The organism is Hymenobacter citatus (assembly GCF_014333615.1).
Classification (GTDB): domain Bacteria; phylum Bacteroidota; class Bacteroidia; order Cytophagales; family Hymenobacteraceae; genus Hymenobacter; species Hymenobacter citatus.
The window spans coordinates 1-22,830 of record NZ_JACSCY010000011.1 but is presented as its reverse complement, the minus strand read 5'-3'; the positions used below and the strand labels follow the sequence as shown (position 1 = coordinate 22,830).

The following is a 22,830-nucleotide window of genomic DNA, read 5'->3' as shown; positions in this document are numbered from 1 at the left end:
CACACCCAAAACCCTACCCTTTCTACTATGAAACAAGCCCTCGAAGAAGCTGCCGCCACCGGCGCGGCCCCCGCGCCCGAAGATCCGCACGGCATCCGCACAGTATTGCAGGAATTGGGCGTGCAGCCCGAAAACGCTGCTTACTCCACCGGCCGCTATTGGAGCAAGGTAGGCAACGGACCGCAACGGGCCATCCACTCACCCGCCGATGGACAGCTGATTGCGCAAGTGCAACTGGCTACCCCCGAGGACTACGAGCAGGTAGTGAAAGCCGCCCAGGAAGCCTTCACGGCCTGGCGCCTAGTGCCTGCGCCCAAGCGTGGCGACGTGGTGCGACAAATTGGCAACAAGCTGCGCGAGTACAAGGCGCCACTGGGTAAGCTGGTGAGCTACGAGATGGGAAAAATTGAGCAGGAGGGTTTGGGCGAAGTGCAGGAGATGATTGACATCTGCGACTTTGCGGTGGGCCTCTCGCGCCAGTTGCACGGCTTCACGATGCACTCCGAGCGCCCCGCCCACCGCATGTACGACCAGTATCACCCGTTGGGCGTAGTGGGCATCATCTCGGCCTTCAACTTTCCGGTAGCCGTGTGGAGTTGGAACGCCATGCTGGCCGCTGTGTGTGGTGATGTGTGCATCTGGAAACCCTCCGAAAAAACGCCCCTGGTGGCGGTAGCCGTGCAGCATCTGGTAGTGCAGGTGCTCAAGGAAAACGACCTGCCCGAAGGCATCTTCAACCTTATTCTGGGTGATGCGGGGGTAGGCGCAGCCATGGCCGCCGACGAACGGATTCCGCTGGTGTCAGCCACGGGTAGCACCCGCATGGGCAAGCAGGTAGGCGCGGCGGTGGGCGCCCGTTTAGGAAAGTCGCTGCTGGAACTGGGTGGCAACAACGCCATCATCCTCACCGAGCACGCCGACTTGGATATTGCCATGCGCGCCGTGGTCTTTGGGGCGGTAGGTACGGCTGGGCAGCGCTGCACTACCACGCGCCGCCTCATCATCCACGATTCTATTTTCGAGGATGTGAAAGCGCGTTTGCTGAAGATCTACCCCAACCTACCCATCGGGCACCCCCTGGCCGACGGCACGTTGGTAGGCCCGCTCATCGACAAGCCAGCCGTGGAGGCCTTTACCAAGGCCCTCGCCAGCGTGCAGCAGGAAGGCGGCACGCTGCTGACCGGCGGTGAAGTGCTAAGTGGCCCTGGCTACGAAACCGGCACCTACGTGCGCCCCGCCTTGGTATTGGCCGAAAACCACTACCACACGGTGCAGGAAGAAACCTTCGCTCCCATTCTCTACCTGATCCGGTACAGCGGCGACGTGCAGGCGGCTATTGCTCTGCAAAACGGCGTGCGCCAGGGATTGTCGTCTAGCATCTTCACCCTCAATCTGCGCGAGGCCGAGGCCTACCTGGCCGCCACCGGCTCCGACTGTGGTATTGCCAACGTGAACATTGGCACCTCGGGGGCTGAAATAGGCGGGGCGTTCGGGGGCGAAAAGGATACCGGCGGCGGCCGCGAGTCCGGATCTGATGCCTGGAAAGTGTACATGCGCCGCCAGACCAATACCATCAACTACTCCCGCGAGCTACCCCTGGCGCAGGGCATCCGGTTTGATGTGTAGGGGCGGCTTGCAGCCGCCCGTCGTTGTTCGCGTGCTGATGAGAAAACGTCATTTCTCCCACTGGTCGAAATGACATTCTGATTTGAAAATCCCCGCCGCATAAACGGCGGGGATTTTGCCTGTTAGCGGTTAATCATTTACCCTTGCAACCTTCCTACCCAATCACTTGTCTTTCTCCTGCTTACCTGCTGAAACTAGTAGCTTAGCCCAGAATTTCGGATATTGGACAGCTAACCTGATTCCGAAACCCTGAACGCCTTTTGCATGGAAGCTTTCGCGTATACCGACATCAATGCCCCGCTTGTAGAACGCTGCCGCCTTGGCGACCGGCGCGCGCAGGCGGAGATTTATAAACGCTACTCGAAAGCTATGTTCAACGCTTCTTTGCGCATCACCGGCGACTTTGCCGAGGCCGAGGACGTGTTACAGGAAGCGTTTCTGAGTGCGTTCCGGGAGCTGCACAGTTACAAGGGCGATTCGTCGTTTGGCTCCTGGCTGAAGCGCATCGTTATCAACAAAAGTATCAACTGCCTGCGCAACCGTCGGCTACAAGTGGTGCCTTTAGGAGAGCAGCACGACGCGGCCGGTGCCGACGCCGACGACCACTTCTCGGCGGCCGATGCGCAGGAGCTGCACTGGCGTGCCGATGTGGTGCGCCGCTGCGTGCAGGAACTTCCCGACGGATATCGGGTTGTACTCTCGCTGTACCTGCTTGAAGGCTACGACCACGCCGAAATAGCCGGTATTCTCGATATCACCGAATCAACTTCCAAATCACAGTACAGCCGGGCGCGTAAGAAGCTGCTAGAACTTGCCCAGCAGCACGGCTTGTAAAACCCCCGCGGCCCCAGACGCGTTATTCCACCACCCACTGTATACACCGCCGGCAGTCGCCTTTGGCCAGATGTGGCTGTGTGTAGCTCTATTGAGTATGAACAAGAACCCTAACGGATTAGAGGCTTTCGTGGAGCGGCATCGCGCCGACTTCGACGCGTTTGAGCCCCGCCCCGACTTATGGGACGACCTCGACCAAGCCCTGGATGCTCCGGCAACTCCAGCGCCTGCTCCCCTGCGTATTGTGGCCGATGATGCCCCCGTACAACCAGTTGCTGCCCCTACCCACGTTCCGGCTGCCGAAGCGCAGCCTATGCGTCGGCGGTATGCCTGGGCGGCTGCCTGCGCGGCGTTGTTACTAGCCGGCAGTGGCTATTTCTGGCAGACTACCACCCAACACCACTCCGTTTGGGCTACCCAGCCAACAACTGCCAATCCTTCCTCGGCAGCAACTGCTACCACCGGTTTGCCGCTTTACCTAGGTAGCGAGCCAATGGCGGTAGAAGCTTCCAACGCGCCCGCCCAGCGTCTGGCTACAGCCGTGCAGCGCATGGAGGCCTACTACGCCACCCAGATACAAGAGCGCCAGGCTGATCTGCACGAGTTAGAAACAGCCAGCAGTGCTACTCCCGATGCCGACTGGCGCCAGGAGTTGGGTGCGCTGGACTCCACCTACCGCCAGTTACGCGTGGAGCTGTATCGTAACCCTGAGCCCGATGTGGTGCTGGACGCCATGAACCGCAACCTGCAAATTCGGTTGGATATTTTGAACCAGCAACTACGCACCCACGAACAGGTGCAGGCCTACGAGGAGCCTTTTGCGCTAGCCGATAACCACCGTCGCAAATGAGTTACTGGTTCACACGTGAGCGTTGGGGTAGGGCCCTATTGACGTCGTGTTTCTGCGCGGGCGCTGCGCTGAGTAGCTATGCTCAAACAGCCACACCTACAGAAACACCTGGTGAGTTTTACCGGCAGCCGGCAGCAGCCGAGGCTGCCACCGCACTACCCCAGCAAACAGCTCCTACTCAAGGAACCACTTCTCCGGCTCAGGGCGAAATGCCCGTACAAGGCGAAGCACAAGTGCAGGACCCCGGCGCTATTGCTGTAGAGAAGTCGCGCAAGCTGAGCCGTACGTTTGCTGCTGTACCGGGCAAGAGCTACGCCCTGGAAACTCGCTACGGCCGGGTGCAGATCAATACGTGGAGCCGGAAAGAAATCCGGACGGACGTGGAGGTAATTACGCGTGCCTCGACGGATGAGAAAGCCCAGCAGCTACAAGACATGATACAGGTGCAACTGCTGGCCAACGACCCCGCTACGGGGGGCGTTTCGGCCCGCTCACGCTTTGGACTGATGCCGAAAGAATGCTGGAGCAAGCGCCGCATCTATGAAGTGAACTACACCATCTGGCTACCCAAAAACACGCCGTTGAAGCTTCAGAATACCTTCGGCGAAATCAGTATCAACGGTGACCTGACGGGCAGTACTGATTTGGCTGTGCACTACGGACAGTTGCGCGCTGGGCGCTTAGATGGCGCGCAAAACGCCGTACGCGTGAGCAACGGCCAAGCTACAGTAGCCTACGCCCGCGCCGCTACCATCGACGCCTGCTACTCCCGCTTGCGCCTGAGCGCCGGCAAAACGATTGAGTTGCGCAATAATTACTCAGACATCGACATGGGCACGGTGCAGGACCTGACTGTGCACAGCAAGTACGGTGATGTAGTTCTGGGTACTGTACACAGCCTCAGCGGCTCATCGGGCTTCTCCAAGTTCAGCATCGACAAGCTCGACAATAAGCTGGACATGAAAGTGCAGTATTGCCCAGCTTTTGAGGTGCGCAACACAGGTAAGAACTTCCGCCAGATCAACCTCGACGGTGGCTACAGCACCTTCCTACTTAATTTCGCTGCTGATGCAGGCTTCAATTTCGATGTGAATACCGACCACGGCAAGTTGTTGGTAGACAAAGAGATGGTGAAAGTAGCTTCAGAAGAAAATAGCGAAGCATCCAGTGATACGCAGGGTAGCTTTGGAGTAGTACAAGCCCGCAATACCAGCAACGTAAATATTAAGGTGCGCTACGGCAACGTGAGCTTCAACCGCTAAATACCGTGGGCAATAGCCGCAACAAGGCGTATCTGCTCTACCAACAAAAGAAGGCCAGCTGTTCAGCTGGCCTTCTTTTGTTGGAATTATCTACTGCCAATTTCAATAGAGCAGTGTTAGTGCCAGAGGAGAAAGGTTGATGGGTAGAAAATAAGAGGCGTAGCGTGGGTATATTGTGTAGAAATGTAATCTTTCGTGTGTCATCGTCAAACGATCTATAGCAGCATCGTTCAACCAAATAATCTCAGCAACGACGAGATACAAGAGGCTGTGTCTCTGTAGTATATGCTACTTGCCATGAACTCTGCCCAGCAAAACTTTCAGCGTAACATTCTGAATCCTTGGAAGCTGCGGCTGTTTCTGTTGCGCAGCCTACCCATGGCTTACCTAGCTGGACTGCGGGTGCGAAGTCTCACAGCGGAGCAGGCTACCGTTACGGTGCCCTTTAAATATCTCACCCAGAATCCATTTCGGAGCATCTATTTTGCCTGCCTGAGCATGGCCGCTGAGTTGGCTAGCGGGGTGCAAGCTATGTTGCACATCCAGGGGGCGGGTAGGGTGTCGATGCTGGTGGTAGGGCTGGAAGCAGAATTCACCAAGAAAGCCACGGGCTTCGTCACGTTTACTTGCCCCGATGGCGTGGTCATTGCGCAAGCTATTGCCGACAGCCGTGCTACCGGCGAAGGTCGTGCGGTGGTATGCACCAGTACCGGCCACGATGCGGCCGGCGACGTGGTAGCCGTATTTCGGGTGCGGTGGTCATTCCGGGCGAAATAGCTATTGGTAAAAAAATGTGGGGAGGCAAACGATACCGATAGGTTATGATGCCTTGCAAGGGTAGGGAGGGGTAGTAAAGCTGCGCGGTTTCTGCGTATTTGCTGCTTTCCACCTCTATTGCTCTCTATGCGTTTCTCTCATTCCTACTTGCTGCTAGGTGCCGTACTTGGCCTAGCTGCCTGCGACTCGAACAGTACCAAGCAGCCCGAAACCGCTGCTGCTACCACCACGACGGCCTCTACCGACTCGACCAAGTACCTGACCCAGCCGCTGGTGCGCGACATTTATACGGCCGACCCGTCGGCGCACGTGTTCAACGGCAAAATTTACGTGTATCCCTCGCATGATATTGAAACGGGGATGCCGGAAAACGACAATGGCGACCATTTCGCCATGCGCGACTACCACATTCTGTCGATGGACAGCGTGGGCGGGAAGGTGACCGACCACGGCGTGGCCCTCGACGTCAAGGATATTCCGTGGGCTAAGCGCCAGCTATGGGCACCCGATGCGGCCTTCAAAAACGGCACTTACTACTTGTACTTCCCGGTGAAGGACAAGCAGGATATTTTCCGTATTGGAGTAGCCACCAGCACCTCACCCACTGGTCCATTTAAGGCCGAGCCACAGCCCATCAAAGGCAGCTACAGTATCGACCCGGCTGTATTTACGGACACCGATGGCAAGGCGTACATGTACTTTGGTGGTATTTGGGGCGGGCAGCTCCAGCGCTGGCGCACTGCGCAGTACGACTCGACGGTAGCGCCGAGCCAGCCCGCGCAAGAAGTGGCTATTGGCCCCCGCGTGGCCGCTATGAGCGCCGATATGAAAGAGTTTGCCGGTCCGGTAAAGGAAATCCAAATTCTAGGCAAAGACGGCAAGCCGCTACTGGCTGGCGACAACGAGAAGCGCTTCTTCGAGGGCATCTGGATGCATAAGTACAACGGCAAGTATTACCTGTCGTACTCCACCGGCGATACGCACCTGCTGGTATACGCCACTGGCGATTCGCCCACGGGCCCCTTCACCTACCAGGGTGTGATTATGGAGCCGGTACAAGGCTGGACCACCCACCACTCCATCATCGAAAAAGATGGTAAGTGGTACATTTTCTACCACGATACTCAGCTCTCCAACAAAACCTGGCTGCGCAACGTGAAAGTAACCGAGCTGAAGCGCAACGCCGATGGCAGCATTCAGACTATCAAGCCGATGAAGGGATAAAAGGTGAAATGGTGAATTAAAAAAGCGTCTGTCATCCTGAGCGTAGCGAAGGACCTTATCACGCCAGAACGAGTCATTGTTACGATGGTCGTTCAACTGACATAAGGTCCTTCGCTCTGCTCAGGATGACAGACGCTTTTTTAATTCACCATTTCACAACCCCACCACTTCACTATTCCTCCTCTAAACTCTCCTTCGTCAACACATCCACTAAACCATCCTCGCTCACTACAATAGCCATGCAGGGGTAGGGGGAGCTTTGCACGTAGCGAATGGCGGAGTTGTAGCGGGCGCCGCGGGTGCTGTTGCCGCGTCCGGTGGCTGTACCGTCCAGAATCACGCCAATGGAGTAGCAGTAAGAATCGGGGTCGAGGAGTACGGCGCCGTCGATGGCCGTGACGAGGCGGGTGATGAGGGGCGTAAGCGGCACCGGCTCGATGAGCGTGCATTGCAGCTTCAGGCGGTCGGCTTCGGCCAGGGCTTCGGTAGTGATGACGAGCAGCGTGCCGTGCTTCTGGCGGCTGGCTTCGGCGGCCACCTCCCACAGGCGCTCTACCTTCTCGGGGTTAGTGAGGTCGAAGGTGCGGCGCAGCTCTTTACGGAAGCTGCTGCGGTTGAGGCGCGCCCGCGCCAGGCTGGGCTGCCCGTAGTGCGTGCGCATCAGCACCTTACCGGCGTGCTGAAACTCCCAGGCATAATGCGTCACGAAGCTAATAACGAACAGATCTTCGCGGGAGGCGTCGTACTGGCCAATTTGCCGGCCCAGTGCGTACACGTTTTCGCCGTCGGCGAGCAGGCTCACGTCTGGGGTAGTCATTTCCAGCAGCTTGCGCACGGCCCGGTAGTCGCTGAGTGGGGTAGGGCAGGTGAGGGCAAACACCTCTTCCAGGTTGGGGTGATGCCGAGCTGCCAACATCATTTTGCCTACCCCCTCCATGCCTTCGTAGCGGAGCGAGGAGATGGTGTTGAGGGTAGCATACAGCTTGGCTTCGGCCTTGCTGATGCCCAGATCCTGGGCAGGCGTTTGCATGAATAGCGTGCCAGCGGCGCGCACCAACTCATCGGTTTCGCGGGGGCGCACCAGTAGACCAGCGCCAGGCTCCGGCTCACTTAAAGACTTGGCGCACTCCTCATGGAAGCGAATAATAGCCGCCTGAATCAGTGATGGTACCACCGGCCGACCGGTGGTGTAGAATCGGTCGGGGCGAAGGGTAGGGTGGCGACGCACCGTTTTGCGGTTGAGTTGGAGCACCGGCACCACATGAAACTCATTGATGAGCACTGGCCAGCCAGCAAAAGACGCCCTGGTGTGGTGTGCTTTATCATGCTCGTCCAGAATTTCCTGAATAGCGAGGCGCAGCACATAGCCTTCGTAGCGCCGCCGTACCGGTTCCTCGGGCGTCTGCTCGGTGCGCTCGGTCAGAATCCAGTTGCCTCGGTCGTGCAGGTGCTGGCAGCGCGTATGCACATCGGCAAAAGTCGTTGGGTCGTACTCCGAGGTATCAGAGCCGAGCAGCGAGGCCAGCCCGGCAGCGTTGTCGATGGCTGGTACAGCCAGGAGCTGCACGCGCGGCTGTAAGTCTTCGTCTAGCGCGTCAAAAACGCCATCGGCCATGGTTTGAGCTGCCTGGCGGAAGTGCGCCTGGTAGGGCCAGATGAGGGTAGGGTCGGGGCTGGGGGTAGGGAGGCCCGGCGCAACGGGCGGTGCGGCGAGCAAGGGGAGGGTCGTCAGCATACAACAGCGGGGCAAAAGCGCCGCCGGGTGCATAGCAGGCAGCGCCCACCGCAATGAAGCGCGGCGGTTAGATAGCAACCACCGAACACCCCTTCTGGTTGCGCCTACAGCTGAAATACTATGGGCAGCACCATTTTTTGCCGCACAGGCTTTCCCTGAAACCGGGCCGGCTCCCATTTCGGTGCGGCTTTAATCAGCCGCATAGCTTCCTCGTCTAGTCCCGAGCCCAGGCGCTTAGGCACCTTCACATCAGTAAGCGAGCCGTCGGGCTGAATTAGGAACTCCACCATCACCCTACCCTGAATCTTACGCTGCCGGGCCAGGGCGGGGTAACGCTGGTTTTGTTGCACCCAGTCAAAAAAAGCGTCGGTGCCGCCCACGGGCCGGGCCGGCGAGTCGGGCTTCACGGTGATGGGGCCGCCGTTGGGATTGGGGGTAGGAGCGGCGCCAGCTGCATCTGCCGGAATCTGAAACGTGACAGGTACCGTGACGCGCTGCCGTACCTTCTGACCCTTGTGCTCGGCGGGCGTCCAGCGCGGGGCGGCGGCAATCAGCCGAATGGCTTCGGCATCCAGGGCCGGATCTACAGGTTTCTCTACCTTCACCTGCGAGACGCTACCCGTTTTTTCAATCACAAACGATACGGGCACCGTGCCCTGCTTGCCGGCCTGTAAGGCCTGGGTAGGGTACTGCTGATGCTCGGCTAGGTACTGCGCGTAGGCCTCCACACCTCCAGCCGGAATGGCGGGTTTCTCCACCTCAGTATATATTTCCTGCGGATCGGCTTTCGGGTATTTCAGCTTTTGTTGTGCTTGAGCCGTGAGGCTGGCGGTGCTGAGCGCGAATAAAAAAGCAAGGCGGGGTAGGAGGCGGGGCATGAGACAAGCAGTGAGAACTGAGTAAGCCGGGACAACAACCGCACCAGCCATCCGGTACGGCGCACCCTGTATCTTTGAACAAAACCTGTTCCCATTACCGTGCCCGAAACCCGCTTCCGCCCGCTTACTGTTGCCCCCATTGATGTGTTTACCGAGAACGTGGCCACCCACGCCGCTCGTGAGTCCTACTTTGCCGGTCGGCACCGGGTAGTGGCCTGGGTGCGGGTAGCGGCCTTTGCGGCCGCGGGGGTAGGAGCCTATTACTTCCTGTCTGAGGGAAGACTGGTGGCGGCGTTGGCGGTACTATTTGCACTGTATCTGGTATTTCTGGTCCTGGTGCGCTGGCACGATACGGTAGGCTACCAGCGCGAGCAGCACCGCTTGCTGGCCCAGCTCAACCGCCACGAGCTGGCCCGACTCGAGGGCAAGCTCACGCAGTTCGATGCCGGCCTGGGCTACCTTGACGCCACGCATCCCTACGCCGCCGACCTCGACGTGTTTGGCCCGCACTCGCTCTACCAGCTGCTCAACCGCACTACCTCCCGCCTGGGTCACGACTGGCTGGCCAACTGGCTGCTTGCACCCGCGCCGGCCGCTACCGTGGTGGGTAGGCAAGAAGCAGTGGCCGAACTGACACCCGATGTGGCGTGGCAGCAGACGTGGCAGGCGCGGGCACGCCACTTCCCCCAGCAAGAGTCCGACCCGCGCACCTTCACGGCCTGGCTCCGGCAGCCTGATTTCTTCAGTGGTAAAGGCTGGTTGAAGCCCTTGCTGATAGTGCTGCCCATACTGGCCATAGGTAGCGTGGCCGGCTGGCTGCTAGATTACTGGACAATCTGGCCGCCGGTAGTCGTTATCGGCCTCATCAGTTTGCTGAACGCGCAGTTTCGCGCTGCCCGCGACGACTATTACCAGCACAGCGCCACCGTGCGCGACGCCCTGCGCGCCACCCGCGACCAACTGCCGCTATTTGAGCAACGCACTTGGCAGGCGCCCCGGCTGCGGGCACTGCACGCTACTCTACATGCCGGTGGCACTGCTGCCTCGGTGCAGATTGGGCAGCTGGCGCGCATCGCGGGGCTGTTCTCGGCCCGGCAAACGCCCTTCGGCAACCTGTTTATGAATAGCCTATTTGCCTGGGATTTGCAGTGCATGTGGCGGCTGGAAAGCTGGAAAGCGCAAGCTGGTACCAACCTCGATGCGGTGCTAGAAGCCAGCGCCGAGCTGGAGGCACTGGTGAGCCTGGCAGGTTTCGCCTTCGCCAACCCTACCTATATAGTGCCCGAACTAAGCCCGACCGAGTTGGAATGCACGGCCACGCAGCTGGGCCACCCGCTCATCTTCTCGCGCCAGCGCATCACGAATGATTTCAGTATGAAGGGGGTAGGGCACACGGCTGTAATTACCGGCTCCAACATGTCGGGCAAGAGCACCTTTCTGCGCACGGTGGGGGTGAATATGGTGCTGGCCCAGGCCGGCGCCGTGGTGTGCGCTGCCAGCATGCGTCTAAGCCCGGCCCAGGTATATACGGCCATGCGCACCCAAGACAATCTAGCCGAAAGCACCTCCTCTTTCTACGCCGAGCTGAAACGCCTGCGCCTGTTGCTAGAGCTGACCAGCACCGGCCAACCCGTGTTTTACCTGCTCGATGAAATCTTGCGTGGCACCAACTCACTAGACCGGCACCGGGGCGCGCATGCCCTCATTCATCAGCTGCACCAACGCCGGGCCAGCGGCCTCATCAGCACCCACGACTTAGAGTTAGCCGCCCTGGCCGATGAGCTACCCGGCGCCGTGCAGAACTTCAGCTTCAACAGCACCATCGAGGGCGACGAGATTCGCTTCGATTACCAATTGACGCCGGGGGTATGCCGGGCCTTCAACGCTAGTAAGCTCATGCAGCTCATGGGTATAGCTATTGAGAAGGAGAAATAGAGGATTAAAGGTTTTTTAATCAGAAGATTAAATCGTTTTAATCTGCGTGGCAGGATGGTGTGGTTTGCTTTTATAGGTGCAACTTTCGGGAGCAGTACGGGTAGAAGACAATTGTGCGAGTGTTGCAAATATGTTTTCTACCACTAAATCATCGCACCTCGGCAAGAAGGCTTCTACTACCTGCTTCGCCTTTAAGCAGCACTATCCCCTCCTATGTACATTCGTGAAAATCTGCGCTGGCGCGTCATTTGGAAATATGCTTGGCCAAGCCTGTTGTTCTTTACTATTTACGATATCGTTGTCTGCTACCTCTACGGGCCGCTGGGCTTCCGGTCCCTGGATATTCCGTGGCAGCCGGTAGGTACGCTGGGGGTGGCGGTGGCGTTCTACGTGGGCTTCAAAAACAACGGCTCCTACGACCGTTTCTGGGAAGGGCGCAAGCTGTGGGGCGGCATTGTGAACTACAGCCGTACCTGGGCCATTGAGGCGCTGGAGTTCGTCACGTCGGTGGTTGATGCGCCTGATGTGCAGGCGTCGCCTGCTTCGGCGCAGGAGCTGACTATACGCCACCGGCGCCTGGTATACCGCCAGATTGCCTGGATAAACGCCGTGCGTCTGAACTTACGCCGCCAACCCGAGCTATGGGATGAGGCCGTAGCGCCGTTTCTGGAGCCCGCCGAGTCGGAGCAGATGCGCGGGCTTTCCAACCCGCCTACGCATATCCTGCGGGCGCAGGCTGCCGAGATGCGCGTGCTGCGCGAAAGCCGCGGCCTGCTCAACGATTTTCAGCACGTGACCATGATGCGGGTGATAGAAGAGCTGTTCAACCTGCAAGGCGGCTGCGAGCGAATCAAGAACACGCCTTTTCCGCGCCAGTACGCCTACTTCAGCGCAGTGTTTGTGTGGCTGTTTGCGTTGCTGCTGCCACTGGGGCTCATTGGTGAGTTTGAGAAAATGGGGCCGAGCCACTTCTGGCTCACAGTGCCGTTTTCGGTGTTGGTGTCGTGGGTGTACTATACCATCGAGTGGGTAGGGCACCACAGTGAAGACCCCTTCGAAAACGAGATGAACGACGTGCCGATGACGGCCATCTGCCGCAACATCGAAATCGACCTGCGCCAACTGCTGGGCGAAACCAACATGCCGTCGAAGATTGAGCCCGTGAACGATATCTTGTATTGAGTTGTGAAAAGGTGAAGTTGTGCGTCTGTGAATGCTCCGTATTGCAGGCGTCTTTTCACTCACAACTTCACGACTTCACCTTTTATACACTCCAAAAACGTCATGCTGCACGCCGCGGCATGACGTTTTGCTTTTAGGCCCCGACTTTGCAGGTCACCGTTGCGTATAGGCAACGCGCTGCTTGTGCTACCGCTCTATGGCTACCTTTTTTCGCAATCTGCAATACTTCTTCGCCAGCCAGGATTTCTCTGATGGATTACGCACCACTGTAGGCATCCTTACGCCGGCGCTGGTGTGCTCACTTTTGGGTAATCTTGAAATGGGCATGACGCTTTCGCTGGGTGCGGTAGGCGTGAGCGTGACGGATACGCCTGGTCCCGTGAAGCACAAGCGCAACGGCATGCTTTATGGCGCGCTGTTCATATTCGTGACTACCCTGCTCACCGGCTTTGCCCGCCTGCATCCGGTAGCGCTGGGCGTAGAAATCACCGTGCTAAGCTTCTTTTTTTCGATGCTGCTGGTATATGGCGCCCGCGCCGGCGCCGTGGGTACGGCTGCGCTGCTGCTCATGATCTTGCAGATGGACAAGCCCCTGGCGCCGGCCCAGGTGCTGCCCAATGCCCTGCTGGTGCTGGCTGGTGGCCTGTGGTATATGGCGCTGGCGCTGGCCTTTTTTCGGGTGCTACCCTACCGTGCCGCCCAACAGGCGCTGGGTGAGAACATACACGCCGTGGCCGATTTCCTGCGCATCAAGGCCGAGTTTTACCGCACCACTACTAATCTGGATGACGACTACCGCCGCCTGGTAGCGCAGCAAGTGACGGTGAGTGAAAAGCAGGACGCCACTCGCGAAATCATGTTCAAAACCCGCCGGCTGGTGCAGGAGTCGACGCGCACAAGCCGCCGTTTGGTGCTCACCTTCGTGGACATGGTGGACCTCTACGACCACATCACGGCCACGTATTTCGATAATGCTGCCATTCGGGAAAAATTCGGTCCTACGGGGATTCTGGAGGAAATAGCGGTGGTGATTGAGCGCCTGGCCGACGAGCTGGATGCCATCAGCTTTGCCATCCAAACCAACCGTACTCACCGCGGCACCACCGACCTCACGGCCCAACTGGAGCAACTCAAAACGCGCATTGATGCTCTGGCCGTCGACGAGCAGGTAGGCAATACGCTGGTGCTCAAGAAGGTGCTGGTGAGCTTGCGCAACCTCACGCAACGTGTGAAGGATATTGTGAAATATTTCCACGCCGATGCCACGATACCTAGAGTAGCACAGGCCGCCAACGCCCGCGAATACGCCCGTTTTGTGTCGCCGTTGCGCTTCAGCTGGGAGGCCTTGCGCGACAACCTCACGCTCAGCTCATCGCACTTTCGCCACGCCGCTCGTGTCATGCTGGCCTGCGTATTCGGCCTGCTGGTTTCCAAGCTGTTCTTCACCGGCCACCATAGCTACTGGGTGCTGATGACTAGTACGCTCATGCTCAAGCCATCCTTCAGCCTGACCAAGCAGCGCAACTACCAACGTATCCTGGGTACAGTCGTGGGAGGCGCAATTGGCATTGCAGTGTTGCTACTGCTGCCTACCCATCCGCGGGTGCAGTTTGGGCTGTTGGTGGTGTTCATGCTCACGGCCTACAGCTTTCAGCGCCGCAACTACGTGGTGATGGTTATTTTCCTGACGCCCTACCTGCTTATTCTTTTCAGCTTCCTGGGGCTGGCTTACTTCAATGTGATTGAGGAGCGCGTAACGGATACAGCCGTGGGCTGTGCTATTGCGCTGGCTGCTTCCTACCTACTGTTTCCCAATTGGGAGTCGCAGCAATTGCGTACCTACATGCGCGCTGTGTTGCAAGCCAATATGATCTACCTGCAACAGATTGCCCAACGCCTGAGCGGTCAGCCGCCTTCCCTCACCGACTACAAGCTGGCGCGCAAAGACGTGTATATCAGCTCGGCCAACTTAGGTGCCGCCTTCCAACGAATGCTCTCCGAGCCCAAGAGCAAGCAGCGCCACAACTCCGACGTGCACCGCTTTGTAGTGCTCAACCATATCCTGTCGTCCAACATGGCCACAGTGGCAGCCTCGCTGGAAAACGGGGTGCCGCAGCACGCCCGCGACGGCCTGCGGCCGGTGAAGCAGGCCTTGTCGGCGCTGCAACGGAGCGCGCAGCAACTGGAGCCGGCTGCTTCTGTTGCCGTTGCGCCTACCCCAGCCGCCGCTCCCGGCCCAGTAGCTCTGGCCCCCGCCACCCTCACCGCCGACGACCGGCTACTGCTCGATCAGCTGGAATTCCTGCAGAAAGTCAGCAGCGACATTGGCCGCACCACCGAGCAGGTATTGGCCGAGGAAGAGGGAAACGTTTCTAAAAAGACTCCGGCAATGGTCGGGAGCTAAACCAATTTAGAGTACCTTCCGGAGCTTACCCTCTGCAAAAGACTCTGTGAAGCATCTGGTTCTCCGCGAAAGCGCGGGTCTGCGGTATTTTACTTTTTTCTACCTGTATGTGATGCAGGGCATCCCGGCGGGCTTTGGCCTCACGGCCGTGGTGAATTACCTGATAGGTAGGGGGCTAAGCGCCGAAACGGTAGCCTCGTTTGGTGCCATTATAGGCCTTCCCTGGACCATTCAGTTTGTATGGGGGCCACTCATCGATAAATACCAATACTCCGTTATAGGGCACCGTAAGCAGTGGGTGGTGCTCACGCAATTTGTGGCTTTTTTGGCCTCGTTGGGCTTGCTGACGGTGCGGCAGCCCGCGGCGCAGTTGCCACTGCTAGGTGGGCTGTTCTGCCTGCACAGCATTTTTGCGTCTATTCAGGATGCCAGCGTTGATGCCATTGCCATTTCGGTGGTGCCCGAGGTCGAGCGGGGTAGGGTCAATGCCTTCATGCGCGGAGGCTTTCTATTAGGGTCGTCCTTGGGCGCAGCGGCGCTTTCTACTGTGCTGCACCGCTACGGGTTTTTCTGGGCGGCACTGGCGCAGTCGGTTACGTTGCTGCTGTTCACGGTACTCACGTTCTTTATCCGTCTCGACCACAACGACCAGCTGATTCCCCGCTTCGGCGCGCGGCGCGCGGCGCCTACCCAGTCCAATACCGATAACCCGTCGGTAGCCTGGCTATTTGCGGAGCTGTGGCGCGCTGTGCGGGAGCCGCACTCGCTGCGCCTGTTTGGCATTATTGCGGGAGCCTACCTCTGCGCCAGCATTTTTGGCTGGGCCTACAACTACCACCTCATCCACACCCTGCACTGGTCCGATGCGGCCGTATCGGTGTTGCAAGGTAGCTGGGGCAGTATAGTTACCCTGCTGCTCATCACCAGCGGCGGCGTGCTAGCCGATCGTATTGGGGCGGCCGTGCTCCAGCGCCGGGTACTGTTGGCACTGGGTACTTTTCTGCTGCTATTTTGCGGGCTGAGCTATTTCTGGTCCTATCCAGCTTTTGCCACCATGGGGCTGCTGATCTGGAATATGGCTGACCCTAGTATCAGCGTGGCCGCCATGCCGCTGCTCATGGCCTTGTGCCGACCCCAGATAGAAGGCTCGCAGTTCACCACCTACATGGCCCTCGTCAACCTGTCGGGGGTAGTGGGGTCGTACCTCACTGGCTGGGCACTGCATCTAGCTTCGGCACCGGTGCTGGGGTTGCTCTGCGCTATAGTGTTGCTGGGGTTGCTGTTAGCGCTCCGGCAACAAAAGCAACCAATGCCCAATCCAGTGCTGTTGACAACCGAGTGATTTTGTGCGTTGTTCTCCTAAAGCTTGTGTATTCCGTATAGCCGGAGACACTCTTTTCTTAGTACTTTCCTGCATGCAATTCAGTTCAATCTACATTGTGATGGGCGTGTCGGGTAGCGGTAAAACCACGGTGGGCAAGTTGTTGGCCGAGCGGTTGGAGTTGCCTTTTCACGATGCCGATGATTTTCACCCTGCCGCCAACATCGAAAAGATGAGCAACGGCATCCCGCTCGACGACGATGACCGAGCTGGCTGGCTAGCCGATATGGCCAAGGCTATTACCAAGTGGGAAACCACCGGTGGTGCCGTGTTAGCATGCTCTGCGCTGAAAGAAGCTTACCGCCAAACGTTGCAGGGCGGTGCCCGCCAACCCCTGCGTTGGGTATTCCTGGATGGCTCCCGCGAGCTACTAAGCGACCGAATCGAGCACCGCAAAGGCCACTACATGGCCGTTGATATGCTAGACTCGCAGTTGGAAACATTGGAGAAGCCAGCATATGGCCTACGCATTGAGCTGCGTTCGGATGAAACGCCTGAGCAGGTGACCGAAAAAATTGTGCAGGCAGACGTTGCGGCGGAAACGAAGCCTGCGTAGAGAGGCTGTATCCTTAGCTACAGCTAGTGCTAAGGATACAGCCCTTAGAACCGCAACAGGTATACAACACGACCGCCCTACTACATGGTAGGGCGGTCGTGTTGTATACCTGTGAAATGTCGAGCTTACTCGGGCTTTTTTCGGCCGGAGCCACTTTTTTTGCCGCCGCCGTCCTGCTTATTCACAGTGGCCCAGGCACGTTTTTCGGCTTCTTCTTCCGATACGCCGCGTTTCTCGTAGCTTTCTTCAATGTGTTCGGCCTGCCGCTTTTGCTTGTCGGTATAGGCCGATTTATCTCCTTGTGGCATGATGTAAGGTGCGTTAGATGAAAGGTGAACGAACACTTTTTCTATACGCACTATGTCCGTAGGCCGTTATAGACGGGCTTTTACTAGCCTTGAGGTACACTGTGTATCTTCGCGCCTCATTTACGCTACCTGTTATGCGCCAACTCGCCGTCGTTCCGCACCCCGAAGTCAAAATCACGCTCTTTGCCTGGAATGGCAAGTACTTGATTAAGCTGGAAAAAGGCATGTTTGAGCAAACCTATAAGGTGAGCGAAATGGATATCACCAGCGAGGACGACGTGCACGCCCTACTTGACCAAGAGTTTCTGCAAGCTGCTATTGCCCGTTTCGCAGGCATGCGCACCGATTTGCAGGCGGCCTTCGATCGGCACGACCTGTAGGCGTTGGAAACTGAAAACAGCCTTTGCATGACTTTTAGAAAGCCCGCTATCAACCTGCTATTGCTCGGTAGCCTTCTGATGACGCTACCCCGGTCTGCCGCTGCCCAACTCTACGAAGCGCGCAACGGCTCTGTAAGCGTAGACCGCCAGGAGCACGACGCAGTGCAGGTACAGACCGACGGCTCGGCGCAATGGCTGCGCGACTTTTGGCAATCCTGGTTGAAAGACACCTACAACATCCGATTGAAGGGGAATGGTATGTTGGGGGTAGGGAAAAAGGATGTGTTGGAGGCGCAGCAAGTGCCCGTGTCAAGCGTGTCGGGTAAGTTGCTGAACTTTTACTCCACTATTATAGCGCCTACCGATTCCACAGCCGAGCTGACCGTGTACGCCGCTTTCGATAAGACTTCCTACCTCAGCGCCACTGGTACACCCAGCGAGTACGCGGCGTTGCGCAACATCGCGCAGAGCTTTGCCGCCGCTGCCCGGCAGAAAGCCTACCGCGAGCAATTAGTGGCCGCAGAAGAGCAGCTGCGCACATCTGAGAAGGAAAAAGAACGTCTCGCCAAAGACGTGACCAATCTGCAAACCAATACGGCCGCCAACCTACTCAAGATTGCTACCCTGCAAAAGCAAAACGAAGCCAACGTGCTGCAAGCCCGTCAGGACTCAGTGAAGCTCGTACGCAATACCCAAGAATTGAAGCTATACAAAGAGCGCGTGCAGCGCCGCCGCGACCAATTATCAGCCCTCGACCGTAAATAGCTGTTAGCGTAGCCGTCACGAATAGTTTTTCGTACTGTGTTCTATGGAAAAAGACCCCTCGCCGCTCGATACACTCCGTCAGCTCAAGGAATGGCTGGATGCCGGTGCCATCACGCCTCAGGAGTTTGAAGCGCTGAAAACCAAACTGGTTTTCAATCAAGGAGTCCACCGCGAAGGTCTACCCCTACCCGGTACGCCATCCGTGGAGCCCACTACCGAGCCAGAGCCTCACGCGCCAACTGCTCAGCCGCCGTACTTGGCGTCGGGCGCGGCTGCGGGGCCGGCAGTACCACTGCCTACCCCCGCTACTCCTGACCCAGAGCCCACGTCGGCTGGGCTCGATCCGCTGGCACCCGGTGTGGGACCCGTGCCCAGTGAGGCCGAGTCGCGTAGTCCCTTGGGCATTATTCTAATTGTGGGGGGCATTGTGCTGCTCTTGGGCTTGATGGCCTACCTCGTGTTTGGCGGGCGCGAGTCGGAGCGCCTGACTAGTACCTCCCAAACCGCCGCCGATACGGTAGCCGTGCAGCCGGAAGTAGGCCCTCAGGCCGAGCAGATAGAGCTGCCACCTGTAGCTGCCCCCGAAACCGTACGAGTAGCGCCAGCAGTGCTACCCACAGCTCCTGGTCCAACCACCGATTCGGCAGTGACTGCCACTGTACTAACCCCTTCTGCCGCCGATGAAAAAGCGGTGCGTACCCGCGTGCAACAGGCACTCGCTGCTTATTATACAGATTTACAAGCCGCGCCGTTTAGCGCCGATGACCATTTTGCTCCGAGTGTAGAACGGTTCTACACCCTGCAAAATACCACGCCCGAGGCTATCAGCGCCGACCTCACCACATCGCATTTTCCGGAATTCACGGACGAGCAAACGCAGGTGGTACCAGGTAGCCTGAAAGTAGAGCCCGCCGCCGAAGATGGCACCCGCACCGCTACCTACCTCGAAACTAGCACTGCTTTCCGGCAGTCGCGCCAGCAGCACCAGCAAACGAAAGCGCAAGTGCGCGTACGCTTCGACCCGGATTATAAGATCGTGTATTTGCGTCAGGAGCGGTTACTTGAGAATAAGTTTACGGAGTAGCCCCATGCTACTTGCCTGCCTATGAAAGTCTACAAAAACCTGCGCTGGGCAAGTAAGGTAGGCTTACTGTTGCTGCTAAGCTTGCTTTCATCTTGTTTGAAGCTACTGAAGCCGGGGCATCCAATCAGTAAAGAAACGCCTCCCTCTGCTCCCGATTATAGCAATACGGTCAACTGGGCGGCTCTGCCTACCCGCCTCGACTCGGCCGATACCGTACCCTATGGTTCCAACCTACGCGACCAGCAGCAAAACGCCAGCGCCGATGTATTCTTTGTGCATCCCACGACGTATTATCGGCGCAAAACCTGGAATGCCGCGTTGGATGACGAGTTGGTGAATAAGATTACCGACCGGGAAGTAATCCGTAAGCAAGCCAGCGTATTCAATGCGGCGGGGCGGATCTACGCTCCCCGCTACCGGCAAGCTACGTTGTATGCCTTTTTTGAGAACAAGCGAAAGCACAACGGAGACAAAGCGCTGGATTTAGCGTATACCGACGTGAAGGCTGCTTTCACGTACTATCTAACTCACTACAACCAAAACCGGCCGATTATTTTGGCCAGTCATAGCCAAGGCACTGTCCTGGCTACCCGTTTGTTGCGCGAGTTTTTTGATCAGGACCCAGCCCTGCGCCGCCGGTTGGTAGCGGCCTACCTCATTGGCTACAAAGTGCCTGCTACTACGTACCAAGTGCTGCAACCGTGCACCGACTCCACCCAAACGGGCTGCTACGTAAGTTGGAATGCCGTGAACTGGCAAAAACCGTTTCCACGTTTCGAAGGCGGTGTCGCCGTAAACCCGCTTACTTGGACCTCTGACACTACGCACGCGCCCGCAACGCTCAACCAAGGTAGTGTGCCCCAGTCCTTCAACCGTATCGACCGCAGTGTGGTAGATGCCAAAGTGCACAATGGCCTCGTCTGGCTCCATGACCCAGATGCCAGCGGCTACACACGGGTCCGTATTTTTGGCCACCACCAACTGCACTATTCCTTTCACTTGGTGGATTACGGCTTGTATTACGTAAACCTGCGACGAAATGCACAAACGCGGGTACAAGCCTGGCAATCAGCTCACCAGTAGTTTCATAAATATAAATTTGAGTAGTAAGCGCATTTCTACTGCCACATGCGCATAACAAAAAGCCCTGGTACCGTGCATCGGTATCAGGGCCTTTTTGCCATAAGCAACGTATTAGCTCAATACGTCGGTATGTGCTTTCAGTACCTGACGGGCAACAGCCAAATTAGTGTCGCGAGAGTTCACAGCCAGATAGATAAACTTGCTGCCGTTAGGCGACAATTTCAACAAGTGCAGTTGGTCCGTCAGCGTCAGCAGGATGTCTTGGATAGTCTGGTTCAGCTTTAGGGCCGAAATAGCCTTCAGCTTCTGCTTTACTACCTCTGTATTGTAAGCAGCAGCCGTTTCGATATCGAAGCTGGCTACGTTCGAGTGAGCAGCCAGAGGCATACCCGTTTCGGTTTCAACTACCGCCACCGCTACCAGCGAGGGCAATTCTTTTAAAATTTCTTGAACCGTTTGGTTAGGAGCAACAGTAACGCTCATGGCAATAGGTAAATATGAAAGTGAGAAAACAAAGTGAGACGTAGTTTACTGACCGGAGTGCTTGCGTAGTACTTCGCGTGCCAAAGCCAAGTTGGTATCGTGCGTGTACACAAGGAGTAAGCAACCCCACTGTTGGTCTGCCGTCAGACGAAGCACATAGAGTTGTTCGTCTAGCACCAGCACCAGATCTTGCAATTGCTGCGTAGCCAACCCTGGCTGGGCCGGTAGGCGTGCTAGCTGCCGCGCTGTGGCAACCGCATATGTGGTTACCTTATAAGGGTCTGATTGGGCCTGTTTGGTGTAAGCCGCCAATAACCGTCCAGAATTCAGATCGACAATGGTAGCGAGAAGCAGTTCGGGTAATTCCTGTAGTATTCCTTCTAGTATCTCAGTTGCCCGTTCGCGAGAGGCGCCAGTGACATCACTCGTAATTTTTCGAACAGCAACTTTTTGCAGGAATGGAATTCTCATTTGAGTAGTACTCTACTTGGTTCCAACAGGTAGAGGTAGTAAGAATATCAGTGAAGTGAACTGCTAAACCCAGGGGAGTAAATAACTCCCTAATTACAGCAGTTGACAGCCAATTGAACAGATAAAAGAGCTATGGCTAGTGTCTTTTGTTTGTCCTGTTCAATAAGCTTTCATGATAATTACAGGCCAAATAGAATGCCAAAAATACAATTACTGATTCCCATGAGCGAAAAATATGCGGTGATATAAGGAGCAGTAAAATATTCCTTTGAATTGTAGTATATAAGCCACTTCATAGAGCGACTTATATACTACAGTCAAGTATCTGTAATCAATAGAAGAGTGGTACGCTCTGTGCACTACTGCCGCATACTCTTGTACTAACAGTTAGAAGAAGAGCCAGTGACGCTTGGGCTTTTTCGCTTTTTCCATGTTAGGTACGAGGGTCATATTTTCTACCGTACCGCCTTTTACCTGAATTTCGTCGTCGCTGTAACCAGCATAGCCGTATTGTAACGTGGTCGGGCGGCCAGCCGGAACGCGTAACGAATAGTTGCCTTGTGCATCGGTGCTTACGCCCCGGCTTGTGCCTTTCTGCAGAACAGTGGCTCCTATCAATGGGCGACCGTTCTCGTCCAGGATGCGGCCGCGTACAACTACTGTTGCTGCATTGATCGAAGCTGCTGAAGCAACTTCTGCTACCGAAGTTTCAGATACCACTGCGGTAACGGGTGCAATAGCGGCATTCTCGATTGTGCGACCAGAGTTAGCGAATACAGCGCCACCCACTAACACACTACCTACTAACATAGAGGCAGCACGGCGACGAAAACGTTGGGGCTCCGTACGGATCAGATCGAACTGCCGTTGTACCCAGCCTACAGGTTGCACTTGGTGACCTTGCTGCTTCATTTCATAAAAGCGGCGTAAGGTAGCATCAGCATGTACGCTGTTCGCTTTAATATAAGCATCAACAAGCGTAGTGTTTTCAGTCGACAAATCGCCACGGAGATAGGCGTCGCGATATACTGATAATAGTTCTCCCGAAATGGGATGAAACGGGTGTGCGCTGAGTTTCATATTGACTGAGGTTTACAGTAAAAGTGCCATTTATTTTGATGACACAAAATTCAATAAAAAAATGGATATAATCTATTCGTAAAATGATGTCAGTAAAGGATTTGAATGCATGCTGTCTTCGATAAATACAGTTAAAAGCACGGTAGATAGCGCAGATTGCCAACTGAGTCAATTAAACATAAGCTTATATGGCTACTACGATAATGCAATTTTATTCAGTTAATTATAATTATTGTATGATAAGTAACATAAAATTTCTCTTTTATGGATACATGTTTTTTATTTTGGGAATAGAATGAATCCATTGAAACCTATTTTACGTAGGGGCGATTCAAATTGCAGATCTATATATTTTGGAATAATAAATTGTACTTTATTTATGAAAAACATATTTAAATGTATGTAATGTGTATAATAAATATTGATTAAATACAATAAATAGAATATCTACTTGTGCTTGAGACTGCAAAGGTCCATAAAACAGAGGGCCCGCTGCATATATGCAGCGGGCCCTCTGTTTTATGGACCTTTG

The 22,830-nt window shown here is 56.2% G+C and carries 21 protein-coding genes; 15 read left to right on the top strand and 6 right to left on the bottom strand.

Annotated features, from left to right (window positions below; translation table 11 throughout):
- Positions 1–27: 27 nt before the first annotated feature.
- The 6 genes from amaB (at position 28) to H8B15_RS13745 (ending at position 6,573) form a co-directional block, all read left to right on the top strand.
- Entirely contained in the window at positions 28–1,626 is a 1,599-nt protein-coding gene (gene amaB, locus H8B15_RS13770; protein ID WP_187320272.1) for an L-piperidine-6-carboxylate dehydrogenase, read from the top strand.
- A 264-nt stretch (positions 1,627–1,890) separates the two neighbouring features.
- Complete coding sequence (locus H8B15_RS13765) at positions 1,891–2,460, top strand: RNA polymerase sigma factor (RefSeq protein WP_187320271.1); 570 nt, start codon at positions 1,891–1,893, stop codon at positions 2,458–2,460.
- A 97-nt stretch (positions 2,461–2,557) separates the two neighbouring features.
- Positions 2,558–3,310 carry a hypothetical protein gene (locus H8B15_RS13760; protein WP_187320270.1) on the top strand — a complete coding sequence of 251 codons (753 nt, stop codon included), beginning with the start codon at positions 2,558–2,560 and terminating at the stop codon, positions 3,308–3,310.
- Positions 3,307–4,572 carry a hypothetical protein gene (locus H8B15_RS13755; RefSeq protein WP_187320269.1) on the top strand — a complete coding sequence of 422 codons (1,266 nt, stop codon included), beginning with the start codon at positions 3,307–3,309 and terminating at the stop codon, positions 4,570–4,572. Before H8B15_RS13760 ends, H8B15_RS13755 begins: the two co-directional genes overlap by 4 nt.
- 285 nt (positions 4,573–4,857) lie before the next feature.
- The gene (locus H8B15_RS13750) at positions 4,858–5,349 is read left to right on the top strand and encodes a DUF4442 domain-containing protein (RefSeq protein ID WP_187320268.1); all 492 of its coding nucleotides are present in this window, start codon (positions 4,858–4,860) and stop codon (positions 5,347–5,349) included.
- Positions 5,350–5,475: 126 nt separating this feature from the next.
- Positions 5,476–6,573 (top strand): glycoside hydrolase family 43 protein, encoded by a 1,098-nt coding sequence (locus H8B15_RS13745; protein WP_187320267.1) that lies wholly within the window; start codon positions 5,476–5,478, stop codon positions 6,571–6,573.
- A 172-nt stretch (positions 6,574–6,745) separates the two neighbouring features.
- Here H8B15_RS13745 and H8B15_RS13740 read toward each other — a convergent pair whose 3' ends face one another.
- Both H8B15_RS13740 and H8B15_RS13735 read right to left on the bottom strand, forming a co-directional pair.
- Positions 6,746–8,308, bottom strand: coding sequence for a DNA integrity scanning protein DisA nucleotide-binding domain protein (locus tag H8B15_RS13740; RefSeq protein ID WP_187320266.1), 1,563 nt, complete (start codon positions 8,306–8,308; stop codon positions 6,746–6,748).
- Between the two features lie 104 nt (positions 8,309–8,412).
- Complete coding sequence (locus tag H8B15_RS13735; RefSeq protein WP_187320265.1) at positions 8,413–9,186, bottom strand: energy transducer TonB; 774 nt, start codon at positions 9,184–9,186, stop codon at positions 8,413–8,415.
- 99 nt (positions 9,187–9,285) lie between these two features.
- Here H8B15_RS13735 and H8B15_RS21285 point away from each other — a divergent pair, with 99 nt between their 5' ends.
- From H8B15_RS21285 to H8B15_RS13710, 5 genes are all read left to right on the top strand, one after another.
- Positions 9,286–11,121, top strand: a complete 1,836-nt coding sequence (locus H8B15_RS21285; protein ID WP_343069162.1) for a MutS-related protein — start codon at positions 9,286–9,288, stop codon at positions 11,119–11,121.
- 213 nt (positions 11,122–11,334) lie between these two features.
- Positions 11,335–12,303 (top strand): bestrophin family protein, encoded by a 969-nt coding sequence (locus H8B15_RS13725; protein WP_187320264.1) that lies wholly within the window; start codon positions 11,335–11,337, stop codon positions 12,301–12,303.
- A gap of 196 nt (positions 12,304–12,499) precedes the next feature.
- Positions 12,500–14,707: an FUSC family membrane protein gene (locus H8B15_RS13720; protein ID WP_187320263.1), complete on the top strand. Its 2,208-nt coding sequence runs from the start codon at positions 12,500–12,502 to the stop codon at positions 14,705–14,707.
- A gap of 46 nt (positions 14,708–14,753) precedes the next feature.
- The gene (locus H8B15_RS13715) at positions 14,754–16,049 is read left to right on the top strand and encodes an MFS transporter (RefSeq protein WP_187320262.1); all 1,296 of its coding nucleotides are present in this window, start codon (positions 14,754–14,756) and stop codon (positions 16,047–16,049) included.
- Positions 16,050–16,122: 73 nt separating this feature from the next.
- Entirely contained in the window at positions 16,123–16,644 is a 522-nt protein-coding gene (locus tag H8B15_RS13710) for a gluconokinase (RefSeq protein ID WP_187320261.1), read from the top strand.
- A 125-nt stretch (positions 16,645–16,769) separates the two neighbouring features.
- Here the strand turns inward: H8B15_RS13710 and H8B15_RS13705 are convergent, their stop codons facing one another.
- Entirely contained in the window at positions 16,770–16,952 is a 183-nt protein-coding gene (locus H8B15_RS13705) for a hypothetical protein (RefSeq protein ID WP_187320260.1), read from the bottom strand.
- 134 nt (positions 16,953–17,086) lie between these two features.
- Between H8B15_RS13705 and H8B15_RS13700 the strand changes: the two genes are divergently transcribed.
- The 4 genes from H8B15_RS13700 to H8B15_RS13685 are packed head-to-tail and all read left to right on the top strand — an operon-like array spanning position 17,087 to position 20,264.
- Positions 17,087–17,332: a hypothetical protein gene (locus H8B15_RS13700; RefSeq protein ID WP_187320259.1), complete on the top strand. Its 246-nt coding sequence runs from the start codon at positions 17,087–17,089 to the stop codon at positions 17,330–17,332.
- Positions 17,333–17,359: 27 nt separating this feature from the next.
- Positions 17,360–18,097: a hypothetical protein gene (locus H8B15_RS13695; protein ID WP_187320258.1), complete on the top strand. Its 738-nt coding sequence runs from the start codon at positions 17,360–17,362 to the stop codon at positions 18,095–18,097.
- A gap of 43 nt (positions 18,098–18,140) precedes the next feature.
- The gene (locus tag H8B15_RS13690; protein WP_187320257.1) at positions 18,141–19,181 is read left to right on the top strand and encodes a hypothetical protein; all 1,041 of its coding nucleotides are present in this window, start codon (positions 18,141–18,143) and stop codon (positions 19,179–19,181) included.
- 21 nt (positions 19,182–19,202) lie between these two features.
- Entirely contained in the window at positions 19,203–20,264 is a 1,062-nt protein-coding gene (locus tag H8B15_RS13685; RefSeq protein ID WP_187320256.1) for a DUF3089 domain-containing protein, read from the top strand.
- 111 nt (positions 20,265–20,375) lie between these two features.
- On the opposite strand, the gene H8B15_RS13680 is transcribed toward H8B15_RS13685, so the two are convergent.
- The 3 genes from H8B15_RS13680 to H8B15_RS13670 form a co-directional block, all read right to left on the bottom strand.
- Positions 20,376–20,747 (bottom strand): hypothetical protein, encoded by a 372-nt coding sequence (locus tag H8B15_RS13680; RefSeq protein WP_187320255.1) that lies wholly within the window; start codon positions 20,745–20,747, stop codon positions 20,376–20,378.
- Between the two features lie 45 nt (positions 20,748–20,792).
- The gene (locus tag H8B15_RS13675; protein WP_187320254.1) at positions 20,793–21,218 is read right to left on the bottom strand and encodes a hypothetical protein; all 426 of its coding nucleotides are present in this window, start codon (positions 21,216–21,218) and stop codon (positions 20,793–20,795) included.
- Positions 21,219–21,605: 387 nt separating this feature from the next.
- A complete protein-coding gene (locus H8B15_RS13670; protein ID WP_187320253.1) occupies positions 21,606–22,298 on the bottom strand; it encodes a carboxypeptidase-like regulatory domain-containing protein in 693 nt (230 codons plus the stop codon).
- Positions 22,299–22,830 lie beyond the last annotated feature (532 nt).